The sequence below is a fragment of the Methanogenium organophilum genome (assembly GCF_026684035.1).
GTDB classification, from domain to species: domain Archaea; phylum Halobacteriota; class Methanomicrobia; order Methanomicrobiales; family Methanomicrobiaceae; genus Methanogenium; species Methanogenium organophilum.
In genome coordinates, this window is record NZ_CP113361.1 from 1842201 (window position 1) to 1856779 (window position 14579).

Genomic DNA, 14579 nt, shown 5'->3' on the forward strand with positions numbered 1-14579 from the left:
GTGATACATTATGCAAAAAGCACGAATTCGTCTTTCAGGAACAGACTTTCAGAAAGTTGAGATGGTCTGTGATCGCATTAGAGAAATTGCAGAACGTACCGGCGTAAACCTCGCAGGTCCAATCCCTCTGCCTACAAAGCGCATGATCGTCCCGATTCGCAAGAGTCCGGACGGTGAGGGAACCGCAACCTGGGATCGCTGGCAGATGCGTGTGCACAAACGCCTCATCGACCTTGATGCAGATGAGCGTGCACTTCGCCAGCTGATGCGCATTCAGGTGCCAAAAGACATTGGCATTGAAATCGTTCTGGAGAACTAAGGGTGCGGCGTGAAAGCCGCAGATTCCTCTCCAACATTTCTCAGTAGGTTACGGTTTGAACATATATTTCTGGTAATTTTTATTGTCGCGCTCATATTGCGCTTTTTTATCCTCGATCTAAAGCTCTTTCATCATGACGAGGCAGTTCATGCCTGGTTTTCGTTTAAACTGCTGACCGAAGGATCCTATGTATATGATCCGGTCTATCACGGTCCGCTTCTGTATTATACGACAGCGAGCATGTTTGCCCTCTTCGGGGATTCGGATCTCGTCGGACGGATTGTGCCCGCCCTTTTGGGGTCCCTCATGGTCCTTCTGGTCTGGCCGATATACCGTCTGGGATATCTTGAGAAATATGGTGCTCTTATTGCCGCATTGTTCCTTGCGATATCCCCGGATATGGTATACTTCTCCCGGTTCCTGCGCAATGATATTTTCATCGCGTTTTTTACCCTGCTCCTTCTCGTGGCACTTCTGTATTATCTTGAGTATGGACAGCGCCGCTATGTGGTAGTGGCAGCTCTTGCCGCAGGGCTGGGGTGCTGTTCAAAGGAGAATATGCCTATCATTCTTCTGATCTTCGGTGTCTTCCTTCTCGCGGCAGTAATGCTGAAGTGGGTGCATCTGAAGAAGGGGTGGTGGATGGACTTCATCTTAGGTATTGCAGTGATGCTTGCCGTGGGATCGCTTTTCTATTCATCCTTCGGAGCCCATCCTGAGGTGCTCTGGACGGGAGCATTCCAGGCCATTGAGCACTGGACGGCGATGTCATCCCAGCAGCGTCTGGGCGGACCGCCGTACTTCTATATTCTGCTCTTCCTGCTCTATGAGGTGCCCATAATTTATCTGGCATTGGTGGGAATGATGCAGGCAGCTCTCTGTGCGCTCTTCCTCTGGAAGCGAAGGCGGCAGGTGGATGTGGTAGATATGTCCGCCCCTGTTGTGGCAGGGGTGGACGAGGGTGCCATGCTCTATGATGGGGCAGATCCCGAAATGTATTCAGAAGATGCAGCAGAGGGGTGCAGAATGCCCGAACCTCCTGAAATGGTGGAACCCGCAAACGGTGGATGTGCTGAAAGTTCTGAAGCAGGGTTCGAAGCCACGGAATTTGTAGGGTGTCAGGAAGACAGAGCAGGTGTTGATCCAGCTGAAGAACCGGCAGGTCATTCATCCCGGCCAAAGAGCCTGTTATCTGGTCTTATTGCACGCACCAGTGACTGTTGCGGTGATGCGGGCCGACCGGGATTTGACCGTCGCCTTGGTTTTTCACTCTTCTGTATCTGGTGGATGTGTGCGTCACTTGGCGTATATGCGATCATCGGAGAGAAGGTGCCGTGGCTCATTCTGCATCAGCTTCTTCCGATGATCTTTGTCGCAGCGTATCTGATGACACGCAAAAAGGCGACTCTCGCGCTGATCCTGTCAGTATTTTTGGTGGTGATGATGGCGCATGTTGCCTTCACCCCGGCGGATATCAATGAGCCCATCGTGCAGGTTCAGAATTCCGAAGAACTACGTGAGCTCTTCTCCCTCATTGACGCAGGGAATAAAACTGCAGTCACAACAGAGAGTGTATGGCCACTTCCCTGGTACTATCGGGGTGATGGTTCTGAGAAGATTACCTATCTTTCGACTGCCGCTGACAATCCCGAATATTTCAGGGACAGTGAATATGACGTCATTGTGTCTCATAACCCGGACGGATTCTCTGCCGTGCCTGGATACGTGAAGACCGATGTAATCCGGCAGAGCTACTGGTTCTCAATCTATGACAATGGGGACCGCCTCGCCGAGTATTATTTTCTGCGCAACGGGAAGCTTGGGAGTGTTAACTGGAATATCTTTGTTCTTCCGGAAACAACCGGTGGCGTGGAGATTCCGGTCAACGTTACCGTCTGAAGTTTCTCCCGTTCCCCTTTTTTTCCCCTGATGTATTGTGATTCTTTTTCAGTTTATTCTGTTTCTGTTATGGTAATTCCCGAAATGATGAATCTATATGGGGCGCTGTTTACGGGAGTATTTTTCAATATATTGGGAAATGACTGGTGCATATTTTATGCGGTAGGCGGATTCTTCGGTTCTGAGGGATATGAAATGATGAACTGATGCCTGAGTAGGAAATAGATGGTTGTGTGAGCTGTATGGTTGGGCTTTGTAACTGTGAATTGTGTACTGCTGTGGTCTAATTGGGGATGGGGATGCTACATGGATATGCATCCTTTTTTGCATGGAACAGAAGCGGCACGGGAACAATTCTATGGATTTTCTGCGTATGATTTTTGAATTTTCAGGGATGCATTCTCATAATATTACTAAAAACAACAGATCTTCTGGTTGTTGTATCATAATTTTTGTCAGGCATCATGTGGATACCTATGCCTGCTGTTCTTTGTATTGCGATGAATTTGAAAAGAAACAGCTAAAATAAGGTGAATCAGCAGAATTAAAAAATATGAGTGGGTTGGTTATCCAAGTTCATCCCACTTGTTAAACCGTCGGTATATCACAAATCCGATGCCTGCGATAATGACAACAGCCACAATGATGATGACATACGTCCCGAGTCCGCTGAAGTCAGGAAGGAGTCCTCCTTCGCCGATCTCCTCTCTGAGTTCGGTAGACATTGTCAATGCCTCATTTGCGGTCAATTGTGCCTCGTTTGCATTCAGGCGTGACTGGTAGTAGTCTTTATTGTCACGGAAATCCTTTGCCTGCGACATCTGTGTCTCGGCGAGGGACACCTTGTTCTGGATTGAAGTAACCCGGGTGTCACCGGTCATGCTCCGGTTATTGATGAAGTAATTGACATCGCTATTAACCGCATCGATGGTTACTTGGGCATCGTCAATGAGTTTCGCAGAGTATGCATCCTCCAGACTTCCTTCTGCCTCTTCAATGAGGGCTCCTGCCTCTGTGAGCAGCACATTTGCCTGTGAGTAGCTCGCGGTCTTTGACTGGTCAATCTTTTCATCTGCCTGGGTGTAGAGCTCTCCGGCCTGTACAACATTTACCCCGAGTGCGGTATACTCATCAATTGATGTACTGAGTTCTTCCAGTTGCTCTTCCCGGAGATCCCGAATCTTGTCAACATCCTCGGGGTTGATTACCGTACGTTCAATGAGCAGTTCTCCGCCGGACGGAATATTGCCATTTGCATCCATCTGGCGCAGACGATAGAGTGTCAGATCAGAGGTCTGTGTGACATCGGGCACCTTCCCAACAAGGGCATAATCGATTGTTACTTCGTTGCTGTCCGGGTATGAAAGGTCCCATCCGAGAAGGCGCAAATATCTGCTGGTGCTTTCTTTGGGTATGCCCTGACTATTCACAAGGATCGTATAATCCCATTCCGGGTCCTCAAGTTCGGTGTATGCTTCGAGTTCGTCATCAGTGTCGAACGTGGTGTCTCCGCTGCCGGTCAGTTTGACAATAACATGGACAATGACCTGATCTCCTGGTGCAAGATCGCCAGATGCCGGATCAACATCTGCAACGCTTTCAACAAAATCTGCAGCCGCTACACCCTGCACAAGGCAGAGTGCAAGCATTAATGATATTAGTAGTGTTACTCCCCGTTTCATGGTGTATTTCACCTGATTATCATTCAAAGAGTGGATCAATCTCGTCCCCGTCGAACATGGATGAACGACGTTCTTTGGATTTGACTACATCCTCTTTTGTTTCTTTTGCAATTTCCATCAGTTCACGGATACGTGGGGCGTCACCTATGGTCGCAAGCACAACCACGGCAGCCACCTTTGAACTCTCGGTCGGGTAGTCTCCACCACGGACTTCTACGCCCGCGATATTCTCCTCTACCCATGATTTGGATTTTTCAACTCCTTTGCGGTCCATCTCACCGGAAGGGCCTGCAATTAATACAAGTGCACGCTCGGCAGTGGTATAATCACAGGGCATGGTGAGACGACCAAGCATTGCACGGCGGACGAGGCCAATGATCTTTGCAGATTTGTCCTCACCGGTCAGTACTTCCTCTGATGCTTCGCGTTTCTTCAGACCCCTGAACAGGCCCCCTGTAAGGCCCTGTTTCTGTTTGGTGCTCTTACTGACGGTTTCAGAGATTGCATACCCGATACTGCTTACGCCACCCCCGCGAAGGGTGTTGATTATTTCACTGGAATCAACGACCATCTCTCCGACGCCGGACTTGCTGACTTCGCCTGCACGGAAAAGCACGCCAAATCTGCGGACGATTTCGTCATTGAGACGCTGGTAAGCGCCGCGGACACTCTCACCCTCATTCTTCCAGGCACTGTTATCGAATATGAACGTGTTATCAGCTTCATTGACCAGTGTTGAGAGACTACGGGCTGCATTATATGAGTAAAGTCTTCCTTCCTCTGGTGCGGGAAGGATGCCCACTGCATAAACCGGTTCACGGTAAATACGTTTCAGGTGGCGTGCCAGCACGGGGGTCCCACCGGACCCCGTACCTCCGCCCAGACCGGCACAGATTACAAATGCATCTATGTCGTGGGTGCCGCGGTTGTCGATGGTATTGATGATACTATCGATCTCATCCGCGGTGATTTTGGCTCCGGTTACATTGTCAGTGCCTACTCCATGCCCTTTTACAACTGTCTGACCAATGAGGATGCGGTCTTTGAGCTCGATATTGTCGAGACCCATAAGATCCGTCCGTGCAGTGTTCACTGCAATACCCCGGAAGCTCCGTGTCGGTGCTTTCTTGTCCTGTTCGATGAACATGTCGACAATTTTTCCGCCTGCTTGGCCGAATCCTATGAAAAAAACTCTCATATGTGAACACCATTTGATTGAATGAAGATACTCGCTTCTTCAGATTATAAGACATGTTTCTTTCATAACTTCAAAAACTTTCTTATGGCAATTCTTGTTAATAATTAAGATGTAATGAGAATCTGCATCATAGGCGGAGGATTGACCGGTCTTTCTGCTGCATATTACCTGTCGGGCACACACTCTGTTGATGTGCTGGAAGCCTCATCAGAGGCTGGTGGTCTTCTCTCTTCCGTTCCTGTCCATGATACCTCTATTGAGCGGTATTATCACCATTGTTTCTCCGGTGATGCGCATCTTCTGGCGCTCATAAATGAACTTGGTCTGGCTGCAGATCTCACCTGGCTGAATGGAAGCACGGGGTATTTCAGCGAAGGGCGCATCTATCCGTTGACCTCGCCTGTTGAGATACTGCGGTATCCGCTCCTCACCCTACGCGATAAATTCAGACTTGGTATGCTGACCCTTCGGGCTGGAAAATATCAGGCGGCCTCCTATGATGACATGACAGCAGACGAGTTTATTCTTGACACCTGTGGTCAGCATACCTATGACTCATTCTTTGCACCCCTATTACGCAGCAAATTCGGCGACATGCGCCACGACGTCTCCGCTGCCTGGCTGATATCACGCATTGCTATCCGTTCTGATCGCGGCCCGCAGGGAGAGCGGCTGGGTTATCTGCGGCATGGATACCAGAGCCTTATTTCCGGGTTGTCTGATGCGATTCGCGCCAACGACGGGGCAATTCACACTGGTATCCCTGTCCGGTCGCTGGAAAAAAAAGAAGGGGGTATATGGACTGTCAATGGTGCGCCCTATGATGCAGTCATTTCAACAGTGCGGCCGTCCGTTCTCACATCCCTGGGAGGGCCCTCCTTCCCTGATATTCCCTATCAGGGGGCAGCATGCGTGACACTGGGGCTTCCCCGTGATGTGCTCCAGGGCATATACTGGGTTAATATGAAAGATAATGCTCCATATGGGGCTGCGATAGGACATACCAACTTTGCACCTTTTGAGTGGTATGGTGAACACATCGTCTACCTTGCGTCATACTTCCGTGACGCGCTGCCCGAGGATCATGAAGAAAACATGATAACAGACTTTTGTGAACGTTTCGGTGTGTCGCGTGATGAGATCCGCTGGCATTATATGACAACAGATACGGCCGCAGGACCGGTATACACCACCGGGTACAGGAGTCTTATTCCTCCATATGAAGTGGATGGCATATACTGTGCCGGTATGTTCTCCCCGCCGAATTATCCGGAACGGAGTATGGAGGGTTCAGTCGTTGCCGCACAGACGGTGGCAGAGATGATCAGATCCAGTGAGGCGAAGCATGTCTAAGTATGAGGTCTGTGCCATTCTTCCGGTGTATAATGATCGTGAGTCACTTGAGACTGCAATCCCGCGTTCCATTGAGGTGCTGGAAAAAATCACGGATTCCTTCCTTGTGGTGGTGGCAGAAGACGGAAGCACCGATGGTAGTGCGGAGTTTGTGCGTGAATGGGAGGAAAAAGACAGCCGTGTCCTGCTCTTCCATGCTGATGAGCGTCTGGGCCGGGGGACAGCCCTGACCCGGGTTATCCGTGCCGTGGACGCAGAGATTGTCTGTTACTATGATGTGGACCTTGCAACCGATATGGCGCATCTGCCGGCACTGATTCAGGCCATCCGGGACGGCAATGATATTGCGACAGGGTCGCGCCTGATGCCGGAGAGTGATATCGTGCGCACACAGGGACGGGAAGTGGCAAGCAGAGGGTATAATTTTCTGGTGCGCACGGTGCTGAATAGCAGGCTGTATGATCATCAGTGCGGCTTCAAGGCATTTCGGCGTGATCGCATTCTCTCTCTGCTGGATACCATTGAGGCTCCCCACTGGTTCTGGGATACTGAACTTCTTGTCCGGGCACAAAAGAAGGGATTTCATATCGCGGAATTCCCGGTGCGCTGGCGGACCAGTGACAAGACAACGGTCAGGTTCAGTGATGTGACCGGAATGGGGATGGCAATATTTCACCTGAGGCGGCATCTGAATGATTAAGAGGGCCGCGGCCATTGTGCTTCCCACGATTCTTGCGGTTGGTATCGTCGCATACATGCTCTATCGGGTGTGGGATGATCTTCTCGTGGCTGTTCAGAATGCGGTGTGGTCATACCTGATTCTTGCCGTTGTCATCTGTGTCGGTGCCTGGTTTCTTCGTGGGTTCCGGTATCGTTCAATTCTTGCAAGCCTCACGGTGACGATCTCCATCTGGCTCTCTACCGCCTGTATCTATCTCTCGCAGACGGCAAATCTCATCGTCCCGGCACGGCTGGGCGACTTAATCCGGCTCTTTATTCTGAAACACGAAGCGGACGCGACATACACAAATGGCCTTTCGTCTGTAGTGGTGGAACGGTTCTTTGACATTGTCACCATTGCGCTTCTGGGTGCGGTGACCCTCCCCTTCGTTCTGAATGTACCGGAGTGGTTCATCACCGTAATCTACGTGGCACTTGCCCTCTGTGGCATCTTTGTGGTGGTGCTATTCTCGGTAGGGAAGCTGCAGTCTGAGAACAAGTATCTTAAAATGGGTATTGACCTTCTTGGTCAGGTGAAAGAAGCATCCCTCTCGCCACAGGGCATTGTGGGCCTCTCGGCCCTTTCCATCGTGATCTGGTTGACTGATGTGGTGATCTGTTATGTCATTGCCTTGATGTTTGGCGCGGCAATTCCGTTTGTGGTGGTCACGCTTGCCATTGTCATCGGAAATCTGGTCAAGGCAGTGCCGGTTACTCCTGGTGGTGTGGGTACCTATGAGATCGCAGTCGCCCTTACCCTCTCGCTTGCGGGGGTTGATCCTGCAGTTGCAACCCTCATTGCGGTCGTCGATCATCTCGTCAAAAATGGTGTCACGCTTGCAGGGGGTGTGGTGTCGCTCTATGTCTTTGGAGACTGGGCGGTCTCCCTCCTGCGCCGTGCTTTCTCCCATTCCCTGGATGTGGCGGAGGTCAGATGATCGGGGCATGTGCTCAGGCCGCGGGGCTTATCCTCTGGCTGCTCGTCCTGAAGGTGCTGCAGGTTGCTCTCTGGCCTGTCCTTTCGAAGGCGTTCGGACGGTTTGCCTATCCTATCTCCTACCCTCTGTCGTTCCTGCTCTTTGGGGGCATCAGCTGGTATCTGGGCCTTCTCCATCTCCCGGTGCAGGCGGCGGTGATTCCGTTTCTGTTCATCATCGGGTATTACGCCGCCACCGGCTGGTACACTCGCGAGAAATGTTCCGGTGTCTGGAAGTGGGACGCAGCCTTTCTGCTCTGTTTCGCCTTCATGACCGAGATCCGGTTCTTCAACCCGATGATTTCATATGCGGAGAAGTTCATGGACCATGCGTTCCTTGCCTCGGTGATGCGTTCGCCGGTGGTTGCTCCCGCAGACCCGTGGTTTGCTGGTGGGACACTTGCGACCTACTATTATCTCGGACACTGGATGATGGGGGTGACCGGGATTCTCTCCGGGACGCCGTCATCGGTTGCCTTTAATCTCATCCTCCCGACAGTCTTTGCCAATGCGGCGGTCTCGTTATATGCAGTCGGGCATCTGCTTTTGACCCGCTTCCGTGCGCTCCCCGTCATGGCCCTCTTCCTGATCAATCCCTCGTTTATTGTCCAGGTGATCTCCGGTGCCGATGCACATGGTGTGCTCTGGAATTCTACCCGTACCATCGCTGATACAATCAATGAATATCCGCTCTTTTCCTTTCTCTGGGGGGACCCGCATGCCCATGTAATCTCGCTCTTCTGTCAGGCGCTCTTCATCTTCCTCATGCTTTACATTCTGAAGGAATGGGGTGGCCTGACAGAGAGGAGCCGGTGGATATGCCTCGGTGCAGCAGCACTCTCGCTTGGTGTGATGCCGGGAATCAACTCCTGGGATGTCCTCGTCTATGCGCCCCTCCTGCTTGCAGTCGGGGCAATCGTCTGGTACCGGGCAAAAAGTGCTGAGGTACATGATCCATATCCGTGGCGCCTCTTTCTTGTCTGCCCGGTAGTATCGGTGCTCCTTTTTGCACCGTATTACCTGATGCTCACGACACAGGGTGTTGCAGGCATCGGCATTGTGCCGGTCCCCTCGTCAGTGCCGGAGTTCATGCTGGTCTACGGATTTTTTATTGTCATGTTCTGGTGTGCCACGCTCCGCGACATTTGGGAAAACACCCGGCTGCTCATTGTGCTCGTGCCCTTTGTCCTCACCGGGTATGTGGCCGCAGGACTTGCTGCAGTGCCGCTTGCTGCCCTTATTTTGCGGCGGAGGTTCCTTCCTGCAGAGGTGATCTCGATATTCGGGCTTGCGGTGCTGATATTTTCTGAACTCTTCTATCTTATCGATGGGATGGGCGATGTCTATTACCGGATGAATACGGTATTCAAGTTTGGGCTTGCGGCCTGGATGATGATGAGTGCCGGTGCATTTATATGGCTGGGTGAGTGGCTGACAGAGCGGTTCAGGGATCGCTCCTTACCGGTGTGGGCAGTCCGCGCCGGTGCCGGTGCTATTGTTCTTCTCCTCATCTGTGCGCCGCTGGCTATCCCTGACCTGACATATGGGTATGGCGGCAAGACACTGGACGGCCTTGCCTGGGTGGATACATCTCATCCCGGTGATGCTGCCGCAGTGGCATATCTGTCAATCCTGCCGGAGAACGTCACTATTCTGGAGGCCGAGGGAGGGGATTACAAATATTACTCCCGTATGTCTTCGTTTACGGGCATCCCGACAGTTATTGGGATGCCATTTCATGAGACAATGTGGCGGGGGAATGATGCGGGCATCTCACAGCGCGCTGCTGATGTACAGATGATCTATGAAGACCCGTCCCGTTCACCATCGCTGCTCTCTCTCTATGGAGTGGATTACCTTGTGTTGGGGGACACAGAAAATGAGCGATATTCTGTCCGGCTTCCAGAAGATATGTTAGAAGAGGTATTTTCCCAAAACGGAACAATAATCTTCCGTGTAATGGCGCCCTCTGCCTGATTTCGGGAGGAATCTTCGGTGATTTGGTCTGCCGTTCAATAACCTTTATCCCTCGGACTGTCGATATAATATGGCTACATCAATCACGAACTGATGAGTGATGAGGGAGCAACACGCTACCACATATGCCCTGACGAAGGACAGGGTGTATTTCAGCTCCTGAATGAGGTGAGTTATGTCAAAAGTATACGCAACATTTGAAGCTCCTGACGAGATCCAGAACAAGGCACTTGAAGTACTTGAGATCTCCCGGGACACCGGCAAAATTAAGAAAGGATCAAACGAAGCAACAAAAGCTGTCGAGCGCGGCAATGCTGAACTCGTGCTCATCGGCGGCGACGTTGAACCGGAAGAAATTGTGATGCATCTTCCTGCACTCTGCGATGAGAAGCAGATCCCGTACATGATCATCAACAAGCAGAATGATGTCGGTGCAGCAAGCGGACTGGATGTCGGCTCAGCAGCAGCAGCAATCGTCAAAGCCGGGAAGGCGAAGGATCTCCTTGTTGAGGTCGTCGGGCAGATCTCAGAACTGAGAGGGTGAACTGACCTATGGCAGACGCAACGCCGGCAGAAGTCCTTGAGGTTATCGGCAGTACCGGTATGCATGGGGAAGCCATGCAGGTGAAGTGCCGTATCCTGGAAGGAAACAACAAAGGCCGTATCATCACCCGCAACACGGTAGGACCAATCCGTGAGGGTGATGTCCTGATGCTCATTGAGACTGAGCGTGAGGCAAAGAAACTCTCTAGAAGGTGAAGTAAATGGTTGAGCATCATATCTGTACATTCTGTGGTGAGCCGCTGGAACCCGGTACCGGAAAGATGTATGTCCGCAAAGACGGATCCATCTATTACTTCTGTGGTCCCAAATGCCAGAACAACTACCGCCTCGGGCGTGTTCCCCGCCGTGTTGTCTGGACCAAAGCTGGCCGCAAGGCGCTCGGAAAGGACTGATCCCTATGGATCGCACTTTTTTAATGATCAAACCCGACGGTGTCCAGCGTGGGCTTGTCGGTGAAATTATCGCACGGTTCGAACAAAAAGGCCTGAAGATGGTCGCCGGAAAGTTTGAAACGCTTCCGGAAGACCGTGTGATGGAGCACTATGCAGAGCACACGGAAAAACCGTTCTTTGCAGGTCTCAAAGCATATATCACAAGTGGACCCTGTTTCCTCATGGTCTGGGAAGGAAAGGATATCGTTTCCATCACCCGCCAGATGATCGGGGCAACAAATCCCGCAGAGGCAGCACCTGGCACCATTCGTGGTGACTATGCGATGGAGATCGGCATGAATGTCATCCATGGCTCTGACTCTGATGAGACAGCAGCACGCGAGATCGGCATCCATTTCGCTCCTGAAGAAATCACCTCCTATACCCGAATTGACGAAGCATTCCTGTACGAATGATCGTGCAGGCAATCATTCTTTTTTAAAAATATCCTGTTCCTGGATTGTGCGGGTTCAATCTCCCTTCCTGTCATTATTGTGAGTTTCGGGATTCTTAATTCAATTTTGTCCGCTGTTTCCATCGGGCAGGACATTCCATCAGAAGAGACACGAAACAAAAAGATAAATGAAGACAGAAGAGATACATTGCTGATAACTGGAGGGTGTGTTACAGTTATGTCTGAATTGGTATTACAAGGGGCGACTATTCTTGTTGGCGGGTGTATTGTTCTTGCCGGTATCGTAATTGCAGCGCAAATTATGGGGTATACTGTTCCCTATGGCGGGCTGCTTCTCCTAATCTGTGCTGCACTCATCATTGTTGGTGTGTATATGATGAACAGTAGTGCTGCTGGCATAAATGCAGGTCATGAATGAGTGGGGATGTAGTCCGCATCTGCTGTGTGCAGGCAGAGAGCATCCCTCACGCTCCCGATATAAATCTGGCGCGTGCGCAAGAGTATGCACGGGAAGCCAGGAAGCAGGGTGCCTCCCTTGTCATGTTCCCTGAGCAGTATCCAACCGGATGGAATCCACATGATACGGGATTCACTGATGACGGCACTGGTGTGATTTTTCAGGGATGGGCTGCAGTTGCAAAGGAGGCGGGCGTTCATGTGCTCGGGTCATACCGGAAAGAGACAGCAACGATGCCACAGAATGTCGCTGCAGTCTTTACACCGGAAGGTGACTGCATTGCGGAATACGCGAAGATCCATCTTTTTTCACCGGGTGGGGAAGATCTGTCGTTTTTGCCGGGGGGAGAACTGGCAACATTTACGCTTGGCGGAATCCGGTTTGGTATTGCTATCTGCTATGATCTGCGTTTCCCTGACCTCTTCTGTGCATATGCCCGTACGGGCTGTTCGGCAGTGATTGTGCCTGCCGCCTGGCCCTGTGCCCGCCTGAAACACTGGAACCTCTTTTTGCATGCCCGTGCGCTGGAAAATCAGATGTACGTGGCAGGAATAAATCCGGCGGAAGGTCGGGCAGGTGGTGAATATTGTGGCGGCACAGCGGTGATCAACCCGCAGGGAGAGGCTGTTGCACGAGTGGAGGGTGGCGGGCCTGCCCTCCTTCTCGCGGATATTAACCCTGCGGAGGTTTTGGCAGCGCGTGCCGCATTTCCGGTGTGTGCTGATCGCCGTGACGACCTGTACCCCTCCCTCTGAGAGGGTGTTACGGGGATTATCTATACTTACCCCGGGAACCAATCATTATAGCATGTATCGTCTTGTCTGTATAGGCTGTGGTGCTGAATATGCACCGGACGAAGTGATCTACCGCTGTCGGACGTGTGGTCACCTGCTTGCAGTGAAGTACGACCTTGACAGCCTGAATATTTCCCGTGCCGAGTGGGACCGCCGCCCGCTGAAACTCTGGCGCTATCGTGAAATCTTACCGGTGACGGGTGATCCGGTTTCCCTGCAGGAGGGAGGGACTCCGCTCTACCACATGAAGAGACTTGGTGAGGAACTGGGCCTGAAAAACCTGTATGCAAAACACGAAGGGATGAACCCCTCCGGTTCATTCAAAGACCGCGGGATGACCGTTGGTGTCTCCATGGCTATGCAGCTGGGGATGAAACAGGTCGCCTGTGCATCAACCGGCAATACCTCCGCCTCTCTTGCTGCCTATGCGGCAAAGGCAGGCATGCCTGCTGTTGTGCTGCTCCCTGCGGGCAAGGTGGCTCTTGGCAAAGTGGCACAGGCACTGATGCACGGCGCGAAGGTCATTGCCATCCGGGACAACTTTGACCGTGCTCTCGAGATGGTGCATGACCTCTGTATCTCAGAAGGTATCTATCTCTTAAACTCAGTCAATCCCTACCGGCTTGAAGGGCAGAAGACTATTGGGCTTGAAGTGGTGGACCAGCTTGGTGACGTACCGGACCGCATAGTCCTTCCGGTGGGGAATGCAGGAAATATCTCCGCTGTGCACAAGGGACTTGGGGAACTCATTGAACTTGGGTTCATTGACCGGATGCCGATGATGACCGGTATTCAGGCGGCCGGGTCACAGCCGGTTGTTGAGGCAATTGCAGGCAATCTGCCCGAAGTTATCCCCTTTAAAGAACCTGAGACCATTGCGACTGCCATCCGTATCGGGGCACCGGTTAATGCAGAGAAGGCATTGCGTGCCATCCGTGAGACCGGGGGAACAGCTGATTCCGTTACTGATGAGGAAATCCTCGCGATGCAGCGCGATCTCGCACGCAAAGAGGGTATTGGTGTTGAACCTGCCTCTGCGGCGTCAGTTGCAGGCATCAAAAAGATGGTGGAAGACGGGCGCATTGACCCGGACGAACGGATTGTGTGTGTGGTGACCGGGCACCTCCTGAAAGACCCGGAAACGGTGATCCGCCAATGCGAACCGCCAATAGAAATCGACGCAGATATTCAGTCGCTCTTATCTGTCTTGCGCTGATTCTTCTCTGTGTCGGCAGTGTGTCCGCTCTCTCGGCCAATTATACGGTCGCAGAGAACGGCACTGCCTATTTCGCAGAAGTTGAGGTGTTGCAGGCAGAGGAGTATTCCTTCACTGAGCCCGGGCTCCTTGGGGAACCGGTGCCGGTTGAGGCAACAGGGATTATGCTCCTGAATGCGACCGGCCCCGTGAACTATACCGAAGAGCGGTCCGCCATCCGGTTTCCGGAGGGCAACTATACCATCCGCTACACCGCACCGCTGAGTACAAACGAACTGACGGTGATGCTGGATGACGCCTCGAATATTACTGTCTCCCTGCCGGAGCAATATGCAGTGACGAATCCGCTCCTCGGGTATGTGAGCACCGGAGGTACGGTTAATACGACCGGCAATGGTACAACAATTCTCTGGGATGGAGCCCGGAGCGCACAGGTCCGGTATTATGATACCTTTCAGGAACAGGCGCTCATCATCTTTGGTACATTTTGGATTGGTCTTGTGGTGATCTTTCTTGTTCCCTATATGATTGTCCGCCGGAAACGGGAGTGACCCGCGGCTGGCATGGCGGCATCCTCT

The 14579-nt window shown here is 52.0% G+C and carries 16 protein-coding genes; 14 read left to right on the top strand and 2 right to left on the bottom strand.

What is annotated here, in order from left to right:
* The first annotated feature begins 10 nt into the window (after positions 1 to 10).
* Together rpsJ and OU421_RS09105 are read left to right on the top strand one after the other, a co-directional pair.
* Positions 11 to 319 (top strand): 30S ribosomal protein S10, encoded by a 309-nt coding sequence (rpsJ, locus tag OU421_RS09100; protein WP_268185785.1) that lies wholly within the window; start codon positions 11 to 13, stop codon positions 317 to 319.
* Positions 320 to 328: 9 nt separating this feature from the next.
* The gene (locus tag OU421_RS09105) at positions 329 to 2218 is read left to right on the top strand and encodes a flippase activity-associated protein Agl23 (protein WP_268185786.1); all 1890 of its coding nucleotides are present in this window, start codon (positions 329 to 331) and stop codon (positions 2216 to 2218) included.
* Between the two features lie 566 nt (positions 2219 to 2784).
* On the opposite strand, the gene OU421_RS09110 is transcribed toward OU421_RS09105, so the two are convergent.
* A complete protein-coding gene (locus OU421_RS09110; RefSeq protein WP_268185787.1) occupies positions 2785 to 3900 on the bottom strand; it encodes a hypothetical protein in 1116 nt (371 codons plus the stop codon).
* Positions 3901 to 3919: 19 nt separating this feature from the next.
* Positions 3920 to 5098 carry a tubulin/FtsZ family protein gene (locus OU421_RS09115; protein ID WP_268185788.1) on the bottom strand — a complete coding sequence of 393 codons (1179 nt, stop codon included), beginning with the start codon at positions 5096 to 5098 and terminating at the stop codon, positions 3920 to 3922.
* 114 nt (positions 5099 to 5212) lie between these two features.
* Between OU421_RS09115 and OU421_RS09120 the strand changes: the two genes are divergently transcribed.
* The 12 genes from OU421_RS09120 (at position 5213) to OU421_RS09175 (ending at position 14552) form a co-directional block, all read left to right on the top strand.
* Positions 5213 to 6451 (top strand): NAD(P)/FAD-dependent oxidoreductase, encoded by a 1239-nt coding sequence (locus OU421_RS09120; RefSeq protein WP_268185789.1) that lies wholly within the window; start codon positions 5213 to 5215, stop codon positions 6449 to 6451.
* A complete protein-coding gene (locus OU421_RS09125) occupies positions 6444 to 7151 on the top strand; it encodes a glycosyltransferase (RefSeq protein WP_268185790.1) in 708 nt (235 codons plus the stop codon). The genes OU421_RS09120 and OU421_RS09125 overlap by 8 nt, the downstream gene beginning before the upstream one ends.
* On the top strand, positions 7144 to 8109 hold the full coding sequence (locus OU421_RS09130; protein WP_268185791.1) for a lysylphosphatidylglycerol synthase transmembrane domain-containing protein: 966 nt from the start codon (positions 7144 to 7146) through the stop codon (positions 8107 to 8109). Before OU421_RS09125 ends, OU421_RS09130 begins: the two co-directional genes overlap by 8 nt.
* On the top strand, positions 8106 to 10124 hold the full coding sequence (locus OU421_RS09135) for a DUF2298 domain-containing protein (RefSeq protein ID WP_268185792.1): 2019 nt from the start codon (positions 8106 to 8108) through the stop codon (positions 10122 to 10124). The genes OU421_RS09130 and OU421_RS09135 overlap by 4 nt, the downstream gene beginning before the upstream one ends.
* Positions 10125 to 10299: 175 nt before the next feature.
* Positions 10300 to 10668, top strand: a complete 369-nt coding sequence (gene rpl7ae / locus OU421_RS09140; RefSeq protein ID WP_268185793.1) for a 50S ribosomal protein L7Ae — start codon at positions 10300 to 10302, stop codon at positions 10666 to 10668.
* 8 nt (positions 10669 to 10676) lie between these two features.
* On the top strand, positions 10677 to 10883 hold the full coding sequence (locus OU421_RS09145) for a 30S ribosomal protein S28e (protein WP_268185794.1): 207 nt from the start codon (positions 10677 to 10679) through the stop codon (positions 10881 to 10883).
* A 5-nt stretch (positions 10884 to 10888) separates the two neighbouring features.
* Positions 10889 to 11080, top strand: coding sequence for a 50S ribosomal protein L24e (locus OU421_RS09150; protein ID WP_268185795.1), 192 nt, complete (start codon positions 10889 to 10891; stop codon positions 11078 to 11080).
* A 5-nt stretch (positions 11081 to 11085) separates the two neighbouring features.
* Positions 11086 to 11535 (top strand): nucleoside-diphosphate kinase, encoded by a 450-nt coding sequence (gene ndk / locus OU421_RS09155; protein WP_268185796.1) that lies wholly within the window; start codon positions 11086 to 11088, stop codon positions 11533 to 11535.
* Between the two features lie 216 nt (positions 11536 to 11751).
* Positions 11752 to 11952, top strand: coding sequence for a hypothetical protein (locus tag OU421_RS09160; protein WP_268185798.1), 201 nt, complete (start codon positions 11752 to 11754; stop codon positions 11950 to 11952).
* The gene (locus OU421_RS09165) at positions 11949 to 12746 is read left to right on the top strand and encodes a nitrilase-related carbon-nitrogen hydrolase (RefSeq protein WP_268185799.1); all 798 of its coding nucleotides are present in this window, start codon (positions 11949 to 11951) and stop codon (positions 12744 to 12746) included. The genes OU421_RS09160 and OU421_RS09165 overlap by 4 nt, the downstream gene beginning before the upstream one ends.
* 52 nt (positions 12747 to 12798) lie before the next feature.
* On the top strand, positions 12799 to 14001 hold the full coding sequence (gene thrC, locus OU421_RS09170; RefSeq protein ID WP_268185800.1) for a threonine synthase: 1203 nt from the start codon (positions 12799 to 12801) through the stop codon (positions 13999 to 14001).
* Positions 13941 to 14552 carry a DUF5803 family protein gene (locus OU421_RS09175; protein ID WP_268185801.1) on the top strand — a complete coding sequence of 204 codons (612 nt, stop codon included), beginning with the start codon at positions 13941 to 13943 and terminating at the stop codon, positions 14550 to 14552. Before thrC ends, OU421_RS09175 begins: the two co-directional genes overlap by 61 nt.
* Positions 14553 to 14579: the final 27 nt, after the last annotated feature.

Excerpts from the sequence above, each read along its gene's own strand:
- rpsJ (WP_268185785.1), top strand. The coding sequence starts at position 11 with ATGCAAAAAGCACGAATTCGTCTTTCAGGAACAGACTTTCAGAAAGTT.
- OU421_RS09110 (WP_268185787.1), bottom strand. The coding sequence starts at position 3,900 with ATGAAACGGGGAGTAACACTACTAATATCATTAATGCTTGCACTCTGC.
- OU421_RS09115 (WP_268185788.1), bottom strand. The coding sequence starts at position 5,098 with ATGAGAGTTTTTTTCATAGGATTCGGCCAAGCAGGCGGAAAAATTGTC.
- OU421_RS09120 (WP_268185789.1), top strand. The coding sequence starts at position 5,213 with ATGAGAATCTGCATCATAGGCGGAGGATTGACCGGTCTTTCTGCTGCA.
- OU421_RS09125 (WP_268185790.1), top strand. The coding sequence starts at position 6,444 with ATGTCTAAGTATGAGGTCTGTGCCATTCTTCCGGTGTATAATGATCGT.
- OU421_RS09130 (WP_268185791.1), top strand. The coding sequence starts at position 7,144 with ATGATTAAGAGGGCCGCGGCCATTGTGCTTCCCACGATTCTTGCGGTT.
- OU421_RS09135 (WP_268185792.1), top strand. The coding sequence starts at position 8,106 with ATGATCGGGGCATGTGCTCAGGCCGCGGGGCTTATCCTCTGGCTGCTC.
- rpl7ae (WP_268185793.1), top strand. The coding sequence starts at position 10,300 with ATGTCAAAAGTATACGCAACATTTGAAGCTCCTGACGAGATCCAGAAC.
- OU421_RS09145 (WP_268185794.1), top strand. The coding sequence starts at position 10,677 with ATGGCAGACGCAACGCCGGCAGAAGTCCTTGAGGTTATCGGCAGTACC.
- OU421_RS09150 (WP_268185795.1), top strand. The coding sequence starts at position 10,889 with ATGGTTGAGCATCATATCTGTACATTCTGTGGTGAGCCGCTGGAACCC.
- ndk (WP_268185796.1), top strand. The coding sequence starts at position 11,086 with ATGGATCGCACTTTTTTAATGATCAAACCCGACGGTGTCCAGCGTGGG.
- OU421_RS09160 (WP_268185798.1), top strand. The coding sequence starts at position 11,752 with ATGTCTGAATTGGTATTACAAGGGGCGACTATTCTTGTTGGCGGGTGT.
- OU421_RS09165 (WP_268185799.1), top strand. The coding sequence starts at position 11,949 with ATGAGTGGGGATGTAGTCCGCATCTGCTGTGTGCAGGCAGAGAGCATC.
- thrC (WP_268185800.1), top strand. The coding sequence starts at position 12,799 with ATGTATCGTCTTGTCTGTATAGGCTGTGGTGCTGAATATGCACCGGAC.
- OU421_RS09175 (WP_268185801.1), top strand. The coding sequence starts at position 13,941 with ATGCGAACCGCCAATAGAAATCGACGCAGATATTCAGTCGCTCTTATC.